A 15,361-nucleotide genomic window follows, 5' to 3' on the forward strand; every position below is an offset into this window, starting at 1 on the left:
TGCGCAGGGGTAAGGAAAACGGCACCGATTTTCTTACCTGTCAAAAGGCTGGCGCACCAGGCGGTTTCGGGGTTTTGATGGTGGAGTACCGCACCTCCTCCGAAAGGGAAACTCGTGGATCCGTACTCGATCGTCTCGTTCCTCAACATCGGCGCGTCGTTGCTGTCGAACGTGCTGGCCATCGCGTCACAGGTCGCCGCGCTGGCGCTGCCCTACCTCTGAGGCAGACCTCGCAGCTCTAATTCATTAGAGCTTTCACCGGGCTCCCGGCTGCGGCGTGCAGCCGGGAGAGCCGGAGAAATGTACTGCACAATGCAGTACCTAAATTCGCCATTCATCTAGTTCTATTTCTGACCCCCGAAGGGGTGATTTGCCATGCCCAAAACAGGACGCAATTCCTCGGCTGCCGCGCCGCTCGATCCCGCCGGTGCCTGCGTGCAGGCTCGCGGTTCCCGTCTGACCTATGGCGGGCGGATGCTGTGGGGTGGCCGCCTGGTCGCTGCCAGCACGGTGCCGGTGCTGATGGTGCTGGCCGCTACGAACGCGAGCGCGATGACGACACTCGCCCCGATCGCGGACCAGCCCGGCGTGACCGCTCCGGCACAGCCCGGAACCGACGCTCCCGCACCGCCTCCGGCCCCTGCTGTGCCCGAACCCACCGTCTACCAGGAACAACCGCCCGAGATCCGCAATGGCCCGGCTCCGCGTCCGGAGCCGTCCCCGGCTCCCGCGCCGCCGGTGTACGTCATGGAGTTGCACTCGCCGGAGCCGGTGGAGCCGGTCGCGCCGATCGAACCGCCGCCGGACACGATCCGGATCGGTCAAGCCCAGTTTGCCGAACCGGACTGGCTGCCGCCGGAAGTCGGCGACACGATCAACAACGTCTCCGCCGACCTCGAAGCCCAGGCCGCTACCTTCCTCGACAGCGTCGGCCTCCCGGCCGGGCGTTCGGACCGGGTCGCCGGTGCCACCGTCGCCGGGGCCGGTGCCGGGGGAGCGATCGGCGGTGCACTCGCCGGTGCTCCCGCCGCCGCTGTCGGTGCCGTGGTCGGCGGGCTCGCCGGAGGAACAATCGGCGGCATCGCCGGAGCTGCGCTCGGCACGGTGATCGCCGTGCCGGTGATCGGCACCATCACCTCCGGCGTCGCCGGTACCGCGTTGGGTGCCGCGGCCGGGGCCGCTGCTGGCGCGGTGGTGGCAGGTGCGCCTGCCGCCGCGCTGGGCGCACTTGTCGGTGGCACGGTCGGCGCGGGCTTCGGCGCGGGTGTGGGGGTCGGGCAGCCATGACCGGCCTACGCCTGCTCACCACCACAACCGTCGCCGCCGCCACCTTCGTCGCTGCCCTCGGCCCCACGAACGCGGGCCCAGCGACAGCGCAACCCGAGCTCGTCGGCCTGAGCTGCCCGGCCCTGTGGGTCCTCGGTGTGCAGGGCACGTCCGAGTCCTCACCGGGCGCGTCCGAGACCGCCGACTCCGGGATGCTCGGTCACCTGCTCGGCCCGGTCGCCGCCGACGACCCGAGTCTGGTGGCGCGCTCCTACATCAGCTATCCAGCGTCGTTCGGCGGCGCACCGGGCACCGGGGGCGGCACCGCCCCGTACGCGGCTTCGGCCAGTGCGGGACTGAACACACTCCTGTCCGAGTCCGAGCGTGTTGCTGCGATCTGCCCCGGGACCTCCCAGGCGATCGTCGGCTATTCCCAAGGCGCGCAAGTCGCTTCGGGGTTCGCGCAGATGGTGGGGGCCGGGGAAGGCCCTGTGGCGGCTGCGCGAGTCGCCGCGGTGATCCTGTACTCCGACCCCGACCGTGCCCCGGGCTCGCCCGTGATCGCGGGCCGCCCCGGGCAGACGAGCCCGGACCCGGCCCCCGGCACGAGCGGCGCGGCGGTGTCGCGAGTGAACCTGAGTACCGCCGTCGCCTCCGGTGGCGGGATCGCCACCACCTCCGGTGTCGACTACGGGGCGCTCACCGGCCGGGTCACCGACATCTGCGTCGAGGGCGATCTCAGCTGCGCGGCACCCGACCACGCCGCCCTGCTTCGGATCGCCGCCCAGCTCGCCGCCCAGGCCGACTTGCGCGACCCCATCGCCGCCGTCGGATCCATCCAGAACCTGCTGTCGGGCGCGCTCGGTGACGCCTGGACCTCATTGGTGCTCAACGACTTTCAGACTGGGCCCGGCACCGTCGCGTATGTGCCCGCGGCGAGTCTGGCGCAGCGGCTCATCGATGCCGCCGACTCCCGCACCCCGGCACCGGGCCCAGATGAGACAGCCGCCGCGACCGCGCGTTGGGCCGAGATCACGGCCACCGTCGCCAGTAACCCGCTGACCACGCTGCCGCCGCTCGCGGCCGGACTGTCGGCCGCGTGGGGCCAGCTCGTGTCCGACCACGCGGACCTGATCAATCCTGCGGTGTTGCTGCGCTACACCGACATTCCCGCCCGCCACACCGGCTACGCCGCGAACGGGACCATCGCCAGCGGGGCCGCGTGGCTGACCGCCGCTGCCCACGACCTCGCCGGGAGCCCCTCATGACCATCAGCGACTTCCACCAGACACCGATCCTGCGCGAAGGCGTTCGCCCAGGTGACATCGTGCGCGCCCGACCCGTCTTCGTTCCGCAGCTGGCGGGCGCGGCCGGGGCGTGGCAACTCGTCTACGTCACCACCGATTCGCGGTCTCAGCCGATCGCGGCCTCGGCGATCGTCTGCATCCCCGAGGCCAAGCCGAAACCGGGAACCGGAGCGATTCTGCTCTATTGCCCACCGTTTCGCGGATTGGGCGGCCATTGCGCGCCCTCGCAGCTGCTCGCTACCGGGACCGAGTACGACCTCGCCGGCATCGATGCCGCGCTCACGCGAGGCTGGGTCGTCGCCATCCCCGACGGGCAGGGACTCGGCGCGGGCACCGGCCCGCACACCTTCCTCGCCGCCCGCGCCGCCGGTGCCAAACCGGTCCTCGACCTGGCTCGTGCGGTCTACCGCGCCTCGGACCTGGACCTGCCGGTCGCGCCGGTGGTCGCGTGGGGATACGCCGACGGCGGCCGGATCGCAGCGGTGGCGGGGGAGCTGCAGCGCTGGTACGCCCCGGAGATCGACCTGCGCGGCGTCGCTGCCGGAGCAGTCTTCTCCGACCTGGCGGTCCTGGCCCCGCTGGTCGGCCGGGGCACCCGCACCGGTCTGGCCGGGTTGGCGTTCGCCGGGCTGATCGGGTTGTCTCACGCCTACAACCAGCTCCCGCTGCGGCACGTGCTCAACGAAGCGGGTCTCGTCGCTGCTGCCGAGGCACGACACCTCACCGTCGTCGAACTCTTGCAGCGCTTTCCCGAGCCGCTGGCGCATTGGTGCCGTGAGCCCGATCCGTGGAACGACCACTGGTGGCGGCGGGTTCTCGCGTTGGAGTCGCTGGCGCACGTGAAATCCGATGTGCCCCTGCACCTCTACCATGGCGAACTCGACCTGATCGTGCCGGTCCGCGCCGGACGCAAGGCGCTGATCGCCTACCGACAGCGCGGCACGACGGTGGACTGGCGCGAGTACGACGGCGACCACCGCAGCACCGCGCACTGGGCCATCTCCGATGTCCTGGCCCGGCTCACCACCGACATCGCCAACGGTCCCGTGTCCCAACCGATCCCGGCACCGGCCGAGGCCGAAGTGCGGCCCAGCGCGTGAGCCACCCCTGACCCCTCCGGGGAACCCTGCCCGCACCCCGCAACCCCCCTTCCCGGGGTGCGGGCAGGCCCCGGAGACATCTGACCCGAGGCGAGGCGAGATGAATGCCGAGGTACCCGCACAACCCACCTGAGAACGAGGACGACGGCGCCGAAGCCTGGGTCGACCTGCCCCAGACTCTTCCGGACCTGCGGCTCGTCGCCGACACCGGCTCCGGCCATGACCTCGACGAGTCAGACGAGCCACTCCTACCGGAGGAGTTCTGGTTCAACCGGATACGCAAGACTCCCGGCACGGCCGACGCCGCCCGTGTTCCCCGGTGGGGGACCGGTCTTGCGGACCGGCTGCCGCGCGGTGCCTGGGCCGCGCTGGCGGCCACTGTCGCCGTCCTGGCCGGGGTCCTGCTGGTGCCGACCGAGGAGACCGGCGACACCGGCGCGCAGGTGCCGTCCACGGCCGCCCCGCCCAGCTCGAGCACCACGGTTTCGGGTCCGTGCACCGGGCTCACCGGAGAGGTGGTCACCGAAAGCGCCGGTGACCCCGCCACCCTGGCCGGGGTCATCGCCTCTTTCGAGGCCGCCTACTACATCCACCGCGATGCGGCGCGCGCGATGCCGTTGCTCGCACCGGAGAGCGGGATCACCTTCGAGGGCCTCGCCGCGGGCATCGCCTCCGTCCCACCCGGCACCCGCCACTGCGTCGCGATCACCCCGATCGCCCCGACCACCGCCAACGTCCACATCGCCGAGATTCGCCCCGACCGCACACGGACCGACTACCTCCAGCTGATCAACACCCGCCCCGCCGAAACCGGTGGCGCGTTGCTGATCTCCAACGTCCAAAAACAGGGATAGGAAACCCATCGATGAGGCCGCAGGCGCCGTACCTGATCGCCGTCGCCGGACTGAGCTCGCGCGCAGGGACCACCACGACCACCGTCGCGCTCGCCCACACCTGGCCCGGCCCCGAAACCGCGCTCATCGTCGAAGCCGACCCCGCAGGCGGCCAGCTCGCCGAAATGGTCGGCGCGGACCCGCATCTCGGCTCGGCGAGCCTAGCCCGCCGAAGCGCCCTCGGCCTGCCCGTCACCCCGGAACTCCTGGCCCAGCACGTGCAGTATCTGCCCGGCGGGCAGGCGTTCCTGGCCGCGCCGCCCGGGCACGACCCCGACGATCCGGTTCCGGCCGCTGCGCTGCTGACCGATCCGGACCGGGGCTGGCGCGGGCTCGGCGCGACGATATTCGCCGATTGCGGTGTCCCCGAGCCAGGCTCACCCGCGCATCCGGTGATCGCCGCCGCCGACGCCGCCTTGTTCGTGGTCCGCGCCGAGCACATCGATCCCGGGCCCGCCGCGCAGCGGGTCCTCGATCTCACCCGCCGTCGACGCCCTCGGGGCATCGTGGTCATCGGCGGCAGCCGCGCCTATATCGACGCGATCGGGTTCCCGGTCGTGGGAGAGTTGCCCGCCTCCCGCGCCGGTGCCCGTGCCCTGCTGACCGGCCGCCGCACACGCCAGCACCTGATCCCGCCCGCGCGCGGCACCATCATCGACGTGGAGATCCAGCTGCGCCGCTACGAACACTCCGGCCAGTTCGACCCACCTCGCGCGGCCCCTGCGGTCCGCCAGGACCGCCGCAGACGCCGCGGCGAGGACGGTCCGAGGATCTACAGCATCGACCCCGCCACCGTGCCTACACCGCGCCCTCGTCTACGCGAGCCCGTGGTGGTGGACATCGCTGAGACCATCGCAGCACCGTCCTCTGAGTCTGTGCTCGCGGTTGAGGCCGAGGATGCCGGCCAACTCGCGGAGAGCGACCTCGCCGCGGCGCCTGAGCCGATCCCGCACCCCGAGACCGACACCACCGATACTGCGCCGGTGCCGACACCGGCCGACGGTGCACCCGCGCTGACGGTGCGGGTCTTCGGGCCCACCCGAATCTTCTGGCACGACGCGGAATCCGGTGAGAGCGTGGAGATCACCACGCAGCTGCAGCCGCGTGCCCGCGAACTGGTGGCCGTGCTCGCCCTGCATCCCGAAGGGCTGCCACGACAGCAGCTGATCGAGCTGTTGTGGGGCCAGCGACCCGGACACCGGGGCGGCAGCGCGCTGGCGAACACGTTGAGCCGCCTACGCGCCGCGCTGGGCACCGCCACCGGCGGGCAGATCACCGACGCACTCGCCGAGGACCGCACCCAGGTCCGGCTCTCGGGCCACCTCGGCGTCGACTACTGGGACTTCAACGCGGCGGTAGCGCAACGCCGCCACGCCCGCAGTGACACCGAGCAGACCGACGCCGCTCGCCGCATCGCTGCCCTGGCCACGAGCGAACTGGCCAGCGACCTCACCGACACCTGGGTTCAATCCATCCGTGAATCGGCGCGACGCACCTCGCTCAACGCCCTGAGCTGGCTGGCCACCCGCAACACTGACGACCCCCGCGCCACCCTGGGAATGCTCGAAACCACTGTCGAGAACGACCCCTACAACGAAGCGGTCTGGCACGACCTCCTGCGTTTGCACGCCCGCCTCGGTGAAACCGCCGCACTCGCCCGCACCTACAGCCTTCTGACGCGGAGACTCGCCGAAATCGGCCAGACTCCGAGTCAGGAAACCCGACAGCTTCTCGCAACGCTCCGCCGCGCCAAGAAATAGAGTCCTATGTGGCCCGGATATTACCGCTCGCGCTGATTGTCGATTACTGTAGAAATCGGTATTCCGATCGTTTCCGAAACGGCATTCAGCACGTTCGGGGTGTTGCTCTGTTCAATTCAAGAATTGCTGAAAAGGCCGTATTCATGCGCCGGGTATTTCATTGCTATTTGCGAGGGTGGAGCTCCCTTTTGCCTGAGTGGCTCGATGAGAAATTATCCATGCGATGTTCCATGGCGAGATTCGATGCATGATTCAGTGCGAGGATTGGAACGACGCACCCTGTCTGCATGAAATAGCAGGTCAGCGGGCAAATATCTGGGCGGATATCGGCGGGGATTGTCTATACACAAAGATGTATAGACATGCTCGGGCGGTGTCTGACGCCTGGTTCTCTGTGACCTCTCGCGTCTGCCTACCTGTTCGGTTGCTTCCTTTCCTCGCCCCCTTCTCGCCTTCCTATTGCTTATCATCTCTCCATTCTTTCCAGTCTTTTCCGGCCGAGGCGTGGCCTGGCTGGCGAGCGCATGTCCGCGCCGCGTTTCCGTATTGCCTAGCCGGACTCGCCATTGTCCGGAAAAATTCCGGAAAATTGAGCGCTTTTCGGGGTTGTGAGGCTGTTCGAGGTCGAGCTAGCGTCGACCCCGTTCCCGGAATTCGCCGGGAAATTCGCAGAAATCCGAATGGCGGCCACGCCGCACGTATGCCGGAAACCGGCGCGAATTCGGAACGGAAATTGCAGGAGTCACGATGCCCGCCACCACCGCCCCCGCCGCCCCGACCACTACCACCCCGGCCCCGGCCGCCGGTCGCCTGCCCAACGGCGAACTTCGCCGTATGGTGGCCGCCGCGCTGGCCGCCGACCCCGTTCGCGAACAGTCGCCCCGGGAAATCGCCACCGGGCTCGGCCGGTCCTCCGGTGCGGTCGGCAACGCGCTCGAGGCGTTGACCGCCGCCGGGCACGCTGAACGCACCTCGGCCGCGCCCCGCCGCTACCGCGCCACCTCCACCACGGCCACCGCCGCCGCCCCGGCCGCCGCCCCGGCCCCGGCCGTGCCTGCCACCCCGGCGGCCCCGGCCCCCAGCAAGCCGAAACCGGCCCGCCGCCGCACCAAGAAAACCGCCACCCCGGCCCCGGCCCCGGCCGCGCCCGCCGCCCCGGCGGCCCCGGCCCGCACGGGTAACACGGTGGCCCGGCCGAACGGGCAGGACTACCACCTGCGCAAGCTCGCCGGGCGCGCGGATGTGGATGTGTTGCAGACGATGCGCGCAGCCGAGGTTCCGGTGCTGCTGTACGGCCCGCCCGGCACCGGGAAGACCTCGCTCATCGAGGCCGCCTACGGGGACCTGCTGACGGTGCAGGGCGACGGGGACACCACGGTCGCCGATTTCGTAGGCGAGTACACCCAAACCCCGGACGGCCGTTTCGTTTTCATGGACGGCCCCCTCGTCCGCGCGATGAAAGAGGGCCGGGTGCTGTTCATCGATGACGCGACCCTCATCTCCCCGACCGTGCTCGCGGCGGTGTATCCCGCGATGGACGGCCGTAAAGAGCTGGTAGTCAAAGCCACCGGCGAGGTGGTCAAAGCCGAGCCCGGTTTCTTTGTGGTAGCCGGGCACAACCCCGGCGTGCACGGGGCCATCCTGTCCGACGCGCTGAGTTCGCGGTTCGCGTTCCAGGTGCAGGTGGTCAGCGACCTCGACCTCGCCACCCAGCTCGGCGTGGAACGGCGCGCGGTGAAAGTGGCCCGCGAGCTGGCCGCACGGCAGGCCAAGGGCGAGGTCGGGTGGGCCCCGCAACTGCGCGAGCTGCTGGCGTTCCGCAAGATCGCCGCCGCCACCGACCCCGACACCGCCATGGCCAACCTCCTCGGGGCCGCCCCGGAAGAGGACCGCGAGGTGGTGGCCGCCGTGATGCGGACCGTGTGCGGCACCACCCACACCCCGCTCGCCCTCGGCCCCCGCCTCTGACCACCCGCCACCCGCCCGCACGCACGAAAGGTATTGCCCGCCATGACCGGCCACGTGATCACCGCCGCCGCCCCCGCCCCCGCTAGCCCCGCCGCGCCCGCTACCCCGGGCACCGGCACCGCTTCCGCCCCGGCCGCCGCCGGGGCGGGGGCGGCCCCCGCCGCGCCTGCCACCCCCGCCCCGGCATCGGTACCCGTCACCGGGGGATGGGCCACCCTGTCCGCCGCCATGACCGCCGAGGTTCCGCCGATCGCCGACCGTGACGACTTGACGGTGAGCATCGCCCCCGGTGCCGCGTTCGGGCACCCGGCGGTGTTCGTGCCAGCACTGCGCGCCATCGAACTCGACGGTTCACACCTGAAAATCGACCCGGCCGACGCGCACCCGGCCCGCAACAGTGACCGCAACAACTACCCGGCGGTGTGGGGCGCGCTCGTGCACGAGTGCGCGCACGCCAAACACTCGGTATGGCGGGCCCCGCTGCTGGCGCACCCGGAGGTAGTGAAGGCGGCGAAATTGCTCGAGGAGTCGCGCATCGAGGCCGCCCAGATTCGCCGCCGCCCCGATGACCGTCATTGGTTGCGCGCCAGCGCCACCGAGATCGTGATCGGCGACAACGGCGGCGCGACCGCCGCCGCCCACCTCCCGCGCACCACCTACGCCGCCGCCCACAACGCCGCCCTCGTGCTGGGACGGATCGACGCCGGGGTGCTGGAAGAGTCCGAGTGCGCGCCGCTGCTGGGCGAGCTCGAGTCCATCCTCGGCACAGACACCCTCGCCAAACTGCGGGCGATCTGGCGTGAGGCCCACACGGTGGCCGATGCCGACACCGCCGCCATGCTCGAGCTCGGGCGGCGCTGGTTCGACATCGTGGGCCCCGAACCGCACGCCACACCGGTACCGAGCTCGCCGTTGGGCGCGGCCATCGCTGCCACCGCCGCCGCCATCGCCCGCGAGGTCGCGGCGAACCCGGTTCCCGCCGACCCGGCCGAGTCCGCCGCCGCCGCTCGCCAGGCTGCCGCCGCCACTGCCGAAGAGGCACAACAGATGGCCGAGCATGTGTTCGGCGACGATGCGGCATCGGGCATCTCGCGCACCGTGGCCCGCACCCGCACCCCGCTGACCACGGAACAGACCGCCGCGCGTGTGCTGGCCCGCGCGCTGGACACCGCCGCCGCCCGCGAACGTGCCACGGTGAAAACGACCTCGGTGGTGCCGCCGGGGCGGGTGCGGATGCGCGGTGTGCTGGCCAGGCAGGCCCAGCTCGCGGCCGGTGCCATCCCGACCGCCGAACCGTTCACCCGCACCGCCCGCAAAACGAGCCCGCACCCGCCGCTGCGGGTCGGCATCGCGTGCGACGTGTCCTCCTCGATGAGCGCGTTCGCCGCGCCGGTGTCCTCTGCCGCGTGGATCATCGCCCGCGCCGCCGAGCTGGCCGCAATGCCCGCCACCACCGCGACCGTGACTTTCGGCGCGACGGTGGCCCCCATCACCTACCCGGGCACCGCCCCCGCCCAGGTCAGCGAGTTCGGTTGCCCGGACAAATACCACGCCCTCGGTGCTGCGACGTTCGCCCTCGACGGGGCCCTGGGTCTGTCGCGGCCCGGCGCGACCCGGCTGCTGGTCGTCATCTCCGACGGCATCTTCCGAACCCACGAACGTGAGTCCGCCCAGCGCCGACTCGACGCCGTGCGCGCGGCCGGGTGCGCGGTGCTGTGGCTGGCACCGAACACGGGCAAACGCCCCGGTCGGCCGGGGGCCCCGACTCCGCTGAACGGGGCGACCGTGCACGTGGTCACCGACCCGGCCACCACCGCCACCGCGATCGCCCGCGCCATCACTGCCGCCGTGCGCGCCGCCTAGACCCCCGGGGCCCCGGGCGCACACCGCGCCCGGGGCACCCGGGACCGGGCCGCTACCGGTCACCGGCGCGGCCCTCCCATCACCCACCAACACCCCTACCCGCCCCGCCCGGGGCGGCAACGACAAGGAGGCTTCACCATGACCGACAACACCGCTACCGACCAGACCCCCACCGACACCGACACCCGAGGCGAGGTGGTTTGCCCGATCGAGGTCGGCGACGAGGTAACGGGCCTCAACAACCGCACTTGGCGCGGCGTTGTGCTCCAGGTTTTCGACCACCACGTTCCCGAGTGTGTGATCGAAACCGACACCGGCGGGAGAGGTTTCGCCGCCCCGTGGTCGCTTGTGCCTGCACACCAGGACCCCTCGGCGCAGTGGCTCGATCGGATGCGCGCCTACCGGGATGCCAAACGCGACGAAGCGCTCGACCGGCTTCGCAGTGACCAGGAAGAACTCGCCGAAGCGGCGGAAACCCTCGCCGAGCGCCTGACTGAGATCGCGGCCACGCTGCGCACGGGCCGCTTCCGCGACCCTGAGGACGAGGATCCCATCGAGCACGAGGGAACCAGCATCGATGACGGTCTCGGCCATCTCGCCGAAACCCGGCAGAACCTCATCGACAGCGGCCTGCTCTCACCCCCGGAGATCCGGCAGTACCTCGACTTCGACTGAACCGGTCATAGCTCGACGGATGGCACAAGCGCGGGCGAATCAACCTGCTGAGTCGACTCGAACCCGCCGCCGTACGCGCCATACGCGCCACCTAAACCCCGGGTGCCCCGGGCGCGCAGCACGCCCCCGGGGCACCCGGACCGGGCCGACATCGGCCACCGGCGCGGCCCAACCATCACCCACCCCGCCCACCCCGTCCCGCACCCCGGGGCGGCAACCACACAGGAGACACCGTGACCGATCCCGCGATTCCCACCACCGCCGCGCTCGACGCGATCTACGTGATCGCCAACGCCGTCACCGGCGACCAGTTCGTCATCTACGGACTCGGACCGCACGACGAGCGCGGCATGTACACCGTGGCGCACGTGACCGGCGGCACCGGCGGCTACGCCGCCCCGCGTATCCACCTCGTGCACCCCGACGACATCGCCGCCTACGCCGCCGGTGCCGCCGACCGATTGCGCCGGGGTGCGCACGGGCACGCCGCGACGGTGTGGCTCGACCGCACCACCGGCCCCCTGCACGCGCGCCTGACTCGATGAACCCGCCAGCACCCCAACCGAACCCGAACAGGAGCACCTCATGAAAGACACTCGCACCCACGACGAGGACGGCGTCATCAAACCGGGAGCCAAACTCAGCGGCAACGCCTACGTCGTGGTGAGGCTGCGCGACCGCGACCACCCGCCCGGCCGGATCCTGCTGGTACGCAACCCGCGCCGCTGCCACCACGGCTACACCCTCTGCGTCGAGTGCGCCGACAGCTGGGAACTCGACCACCACGTGGACTACGAGCTGACCGGCGGCGGGCGACGGCTACGCGAGGCCCTCGACACCCAGCGTGCCGCACCCACGAGCAACGAGCCCGCCGAGGACGACACCGGCGAGCCCGGCACCGATACGGCCGACTCGTCGCTGGCGCACCCGTGACCGACTCGGGCGTCGAGTCCGCGCGACTCGCGCGCCACAGTGCCCGCGGCGAGGCCGCCGGCGCGAGGCGCCCTCGCATCTCTTGAGCTGAATGATGCGAGGCGAATTCCATTCGCGCCGAGGCCATTACGGAATCGGACGAGAGGAATTCGGGACCGGAACCAATTTCGACATTCCGCTTGACATCACACGCCCTATCGAGCGGTCATGGAAACCGGAACGGCACCGACCACCCGGGGAAATCGCCCCGATCGGTGCGCATCCCGTCCCCACCCAGGGACGTCACGAATTCACCAAACCCATTTGTTGGAAGGAAATCCCATGTCGAAAACCAAGAACGCCGCCGTGGCCACGGAAACGGCCGCACCCGCCCCGGAACACGGTTCGCGGTCGGGTGTCGTGCCGGTGCTGCGCCGCGACAGCATCCGGGCGTTGTGGGCGGCGCTGCGGGCCCACCCCGACAGCACCACCGCCGCGCTGGCCGACATCGCCGGGATCGGCCTGTCGACCGCGCGGCGTCTGCTGGCTCAGTGGGAAACCGCCGGGTGCGCACAGTCGCACACCGACCCCGAATCGCCCCGGGCCGCCAAGACCTGGACCCAGGGCACGGGCGCACCCGCCACCATCGAACCGGACCCGGCCCCCGCCGCGCCCGCCGACACGGACCCGGCCGAACCCGCCACGCCGGAACCGGTTTCGCCGGAGACGGCCGAACCGGTCGCATCGTCTCCCGAAACCCCCGAGCCCGCACCTGAACCCGCCACCGTGACGGCGGCGGAAGTGCCCGCGCTGCACAGCGCCGAGGCACGGGCGCTGTGGGAGGCGCTGGAAACCCACCCCGCCAGCACCACCGCCGAGCTGGCGCAACTCGCAGTCATCGGGACCATTCCCGTGCGGCATCTGCTGACCGAGTGGGAACTCGCCGGGGCCGTGTGGGCGGCCACCGATCCGAGCAAGCCTCGGGCCGGGAAGCGCTGGACCGCCGGGGCGAAACCCGAACCGGCCCCGGCCGCGCCCGCCGTGACCGAAGTGGCGGACACCGCACCGGCCGAACCGGATCCCGCACCGGCCGAACCGGCGACCCCGGAACCGGTTGTGCCCGAACCGGCCGCGCCTGCCGAGCAGGCGGCCCCGGCCGACCCCGCGCCCGACACCACGGCGGAGATGGCGGTAGGTGCCCCCACGGGCGACGAACCCGCCACCGTGGCCCCGGAACCCCCGGCGGCGGCCGACAACACGGCTACGGCGGACGAGGAGTCGACGGTGGAACGCCTGCCCGCCGGTGCGCTGCGGGGACAGGTCGAGGACTTCCTGCACGAAAACCCCGGAAAGGAGTTCACCCCACACCAGATCGGTAAAGCCCTGGCCCGCTCCAGCGGCGCGGTCCACAACGCCCTGGTCAAGTTGACCGATGGCGGGACCGCACGCCAGACCAGCACGGCCCCCAAGAAATTCACCCTCGCGTCCTGACAACTGGGCGATGCCGGAATCCCCGGAGGGCTTAGCTCCGGGGAGTCCGACACCGCCCTCTCAATCTAACCCCTGAGAAAGGTGCTCGACTATGTACTCCACCCCAACCCCCAAGGTCCTCGCCTCGGCTCTGTACCAGGTGTACGCCGAGTCCAGCCACGCCCCCGACAGCCTCGAGCTGTGGATCGCCATCGCCGACAAGGCCGTGCGGGAGCTGCAAATGCCGGTGCTGGTGTCGCTGGTGCCGTGGGTGCCGATCGCGCTGCGCTACGAGAAGGTGACCACCGACGGCGAGTTCTTCCCGCACACCGGGTCGGTGCGGATCATGACCGGCCCGCTGACCGGCACCCTGTACCGCGACGCGGAGACCGCCGCCCGCGAGGTGGTCGTGGCCACCCTGAACGAGCTGATCGACCACGGCACCACCAGCGACGACAACAGCGGCGACAGCGGCGGCGGTGAGCAGATCGACGGCGCGCCCACGCCGTTGCCGTCGTGGCGGTTCCGCGACAAGGGGACCCCGCCCGCGTTCACCCCGCGCGCGGTGCCCCCGCTCATCTCCTGACCCGCCTACCCGCTGAAACGGCCCGTGGTGCCGAGCATTCCGCTCGGCACCACGGGCCGCTTTCTGTGCGCTGTGCGGGACGGCGCGGGCTACTTGCTGCGGTCGATGGCCTGGGTGATCCAGTCGGTCAGCACGGGGGCGGCGGTGGTGTATCCGGTGGCGTCGAACGCGCCCGTGTGGCCGTCCTGGGCGGCCGGAACGGCGGTCCCCGTGCCGGTGGCGCTGTCCGCTGTGCCCGTTCCGGCGGTGGTGGCGGTGTAGGTGTTGGTCAGGGTGGGGAACTGCTGGCCGGTGAACGCTGCGGCGGCGGCGGAGACGAGATCGGCGGCGACCGGTGCCAGCTCGGTCAGAGTCAGCACGGCCGCCACCGGGTCACCATCGGCGAGGAATTCCACGGCGGTCCAGGCGATCTCCTGCGCGCGGCCGACATCGGTGGCGATGCGGGAGATGTCGAGTCCGGCCAGGACACCGACGATCTCGGCGGCGATCGTCGCGACCCCGGTGGTGTCCAGCGGCGCGGCCAGCGCCAGAGCCCGCGCGATCAGGCGCAGGTCGAGTCCATCGGCCAGCTCGACCAGCGGGGCGAACTGGTTGTTGAGGTCACCGGAGACGCGGTGTACGCCGCGCACGTCGGCGGCGGTGACCAGTCCGGGTAGTTGGGCGAGGTCGGCCACGATCGCGGGCACGTTCGCGGTGAAGCTGGCGAGTCCGTTCAGCACGGTGACTACCTGGGCCAGAACCTGGGACACGCTGATCTGCCCGGTCGAGGACGAGCCGATGCTGATGGTCGGTGTGCTCGTCGTGGGGGCGGGGAGTCTCGTTGTGGTGGTAGGGGAGGTGGCGTCGGTCGGAGCCGAGCCGGACGTGGCGGTGGCCGAGGTGGCGGTGGTGAGGGCGCGGCTCACCGCGGCGAGGACGGGCGAGGACTCGGCGGTGGTCGAGCAGTAGCTGTCACCGTCGAGGCACAGCGTGCGGACCCGATCGGTCAGCTCGCCGAAGCCCTTCGTGCGTGGCCCGGTGACACCCTGCCCAGAGACCGGGGTACCGAGCTGGGCGGTGGTGGAGTCGCGGCGCGGGTCCGAGACGAGCGCGACAGCGACGACCCGAGAGGCCGGAATCGGACCCCCTCGATTGCCGAGGGTGGTGGCGAGGTCGCCGGTGACCTCGGCGCCCTGGCCGTAGCCGGCCAAAACGACTCGGGTGTCCGAGCACAGCCCCTTCATCCCCGCGGAGAGGTCCGCGCCGCTCACCGAACCCGCGCCGGTGGAGGGCGCGAGCGTACGGACCTCGATGTCGGTGCCGTAACGCGTCGTCAGGGACTCCCCGAGCTGGGTGAGGATCCCGTTCGTGCTTTGCCCGATGGTAGGGGTCGTCTCGTAGGTGCCCGGTGCCAGCAGCGCGGTCCAGCGCGGGCACTTGGTACCGGTGCGGTCGGGTGTGGGTTCTGCGGCGGCGACACCGGCTGTCACAGTGGTCGCGGCGATGACCGCGCACAACGCCGCGTGGGCGTTGCGGCGGAGCTGGGAGCTGTTGCGGTGCATGGTGTGTTCTCCGTTCAGGT

At 71.0% G+C, this 15,361-nt stretch carries 13 protein-coding genes; 12 read left to right on the forward strand and 1 reads right to left on the reverse strand.

Annotation, left to right across the window (positions count from 1 at the left end):
* Positions 1-375: 375 nt before the first annotated feature.
* From EL493_RS11060 to EL493_RS11115, 12 genes are all read left to right on the forward strand, one after another.
* Positions 376-1,287 (forward strand): hypothetical protein, encoded by a 912-nt coding sequence (locus EL493_RS11060; RefSeq protein ID WP_022567151.1) that lies wholly within the window; start codon positions 376-378, stop codon positions 1,285-1,287.
* Positions 1,284-2,534: a cutinase family protein gene (locus tag EL493_RS11065; protein WP_019045685.1), complete on the forward strand. Its 1,251-nt coding sequence runs from the start codon at positions 1,284-1,286 to the stop codon at positions 2,532-2,534. The genes EL493_RS11060 and EL493_RS11065 overlap by 4 nt, the downstream gene beginning before the upstream one ends.
* Entirely contained in the window at positions 2,531-3,673 is a 1,143-nt protein-coding gene (locus tag EL493_RS11070) for a lipase family protein (protein ID WP_019045686.1), read from the forward strand. The genes EL493_RS11065 and EL493_RS11070 overlap by 4 nt, the downstream gene beginning before the upstream one ends.
* Positions 3,674-3,777: 104 nt before the next feature.
* A complete protein-coding gene (locus tag EL493_RS11075; RefSeq protein WP_019045687.1) occupies positions 3,778-4,527 on the forward strand; it encodes a hypothetical protein in 750 nt (249 codons plus the stop codon).
* 11 nt (positions 4,528-4,538) lie between these two features.
* Positions 4,539-6,326 carry an AfsR/SARP family transcriptional regulator gene (locus EL493_RS11080; RefSeq protein ID WP_019045688.1) on the forward strand — a complete coding sequence of 596 codons (1,788 nt, stop codon included), beginning with the start codon at positions 4,539-4,541 and terminating at the stop codon, positions 6,324-6,326.
* Positions 6,327-7,073: 747 nt separating this feature from the next.
* Entirely contained in the window at positions 7,074-8,294 is a 1,221-nt protein-coding gene (locus EL493_RS11085) for an AAA family ATPase (protein ID WP_019045689.1), read from the forward strand.
* A gap of 42 nt (positions 8,295-8,336) precedes the next feature.
* Positions 8,337-10,157 (forward strand): VWA domain-containing protein, encoded by a 1,821-nt coding sequence (locus EL493_RS11090; protein WP_022567152.1) that lies wholly within the window; start codon positions 8,337-8,339, stop codon positions 10,155-10,157.
* Between the two features lie 138 nt (positions 10,158-10,295).
* Entirely contained in the window at positions 10,296-10,832 is a 537-nt protein-coding gene (locus tag EL493_RS11095) for a hypothetical protein (protein ID WP_019045691.1), read from the forward strand.
* 233 nt (positions 10,833-11,065) lie between these two features.
* Positions 11,066-11,377 (forward strand): hypothetical protein, encoded by a 312-nt coding sequence (locus EL493_RS11100; RefSeq protein WP_019045692.1) that lies wholly within the window; start codon positions 11,066-11,068, stop codon positions 11,375-11,377.
* Between the two features lie 40 nt (positions 11,378-11,417).
* Positions 11,418-11,765, forward strand: a complete 348-nt coding sequence (locus EL493_RS11105; protein ID WP_019045693.1) for a hypothetical protein — start codon at positions 11,418-11,420, stop codon at positions 11,763-11,765.
* A gap of 321 nt (positions 11,766-12,086) precedes the next feature.
* The gene (locus EL493_RS11110) at positions 12,087-13,235 is read left to right on the forward strand and encodes a hypothetical protein (protein ID WP_019045694.1); all 1,149 of its coding nucleotides are present in this window, start codon (positions 12,087-12,089) and stop codon (positions 13,233-13,235) included.
* Between the two features lie 91 nt (positions 13,236-13,326).
* Positions 13,327-13,800, forward strand: coding sequence for a hypothetical protein (locus EL493_RS11115; protein WP_019045695.1), 474 nt, complete (start codon positions 13,327-13,329; stop codon positions 13,798-13,800).
* Between the two features lie 89 nt (positions 13,801-13,889).
* Here the strand turns inward: EL493_RS11115 and EL493_RS11120 are convergent, their stop codons facing one another.
* The gene (locus EL493_RS11120) at positions 13,890-15,341 is read right to left on the reverse strand and encodes a cutinase family protein (protein WP_019045696.1); all 1,452 of its coding nucleotides are present in this window, start codon (positions 15,339-15,341) and stop codon (positions 13,890-13,892) included.
* Positions 15,342-15,361: the final 20 nt, after the last annotated feature.

This window comes from Nocardia asteroides, assembly GCF_900637185.1.
GTDB lineage: Bacteria > Actinomycetota > Actinomycetes > Mycobacteriales > Mycobacteriaceae > Nocardia > Nocardia asteroides.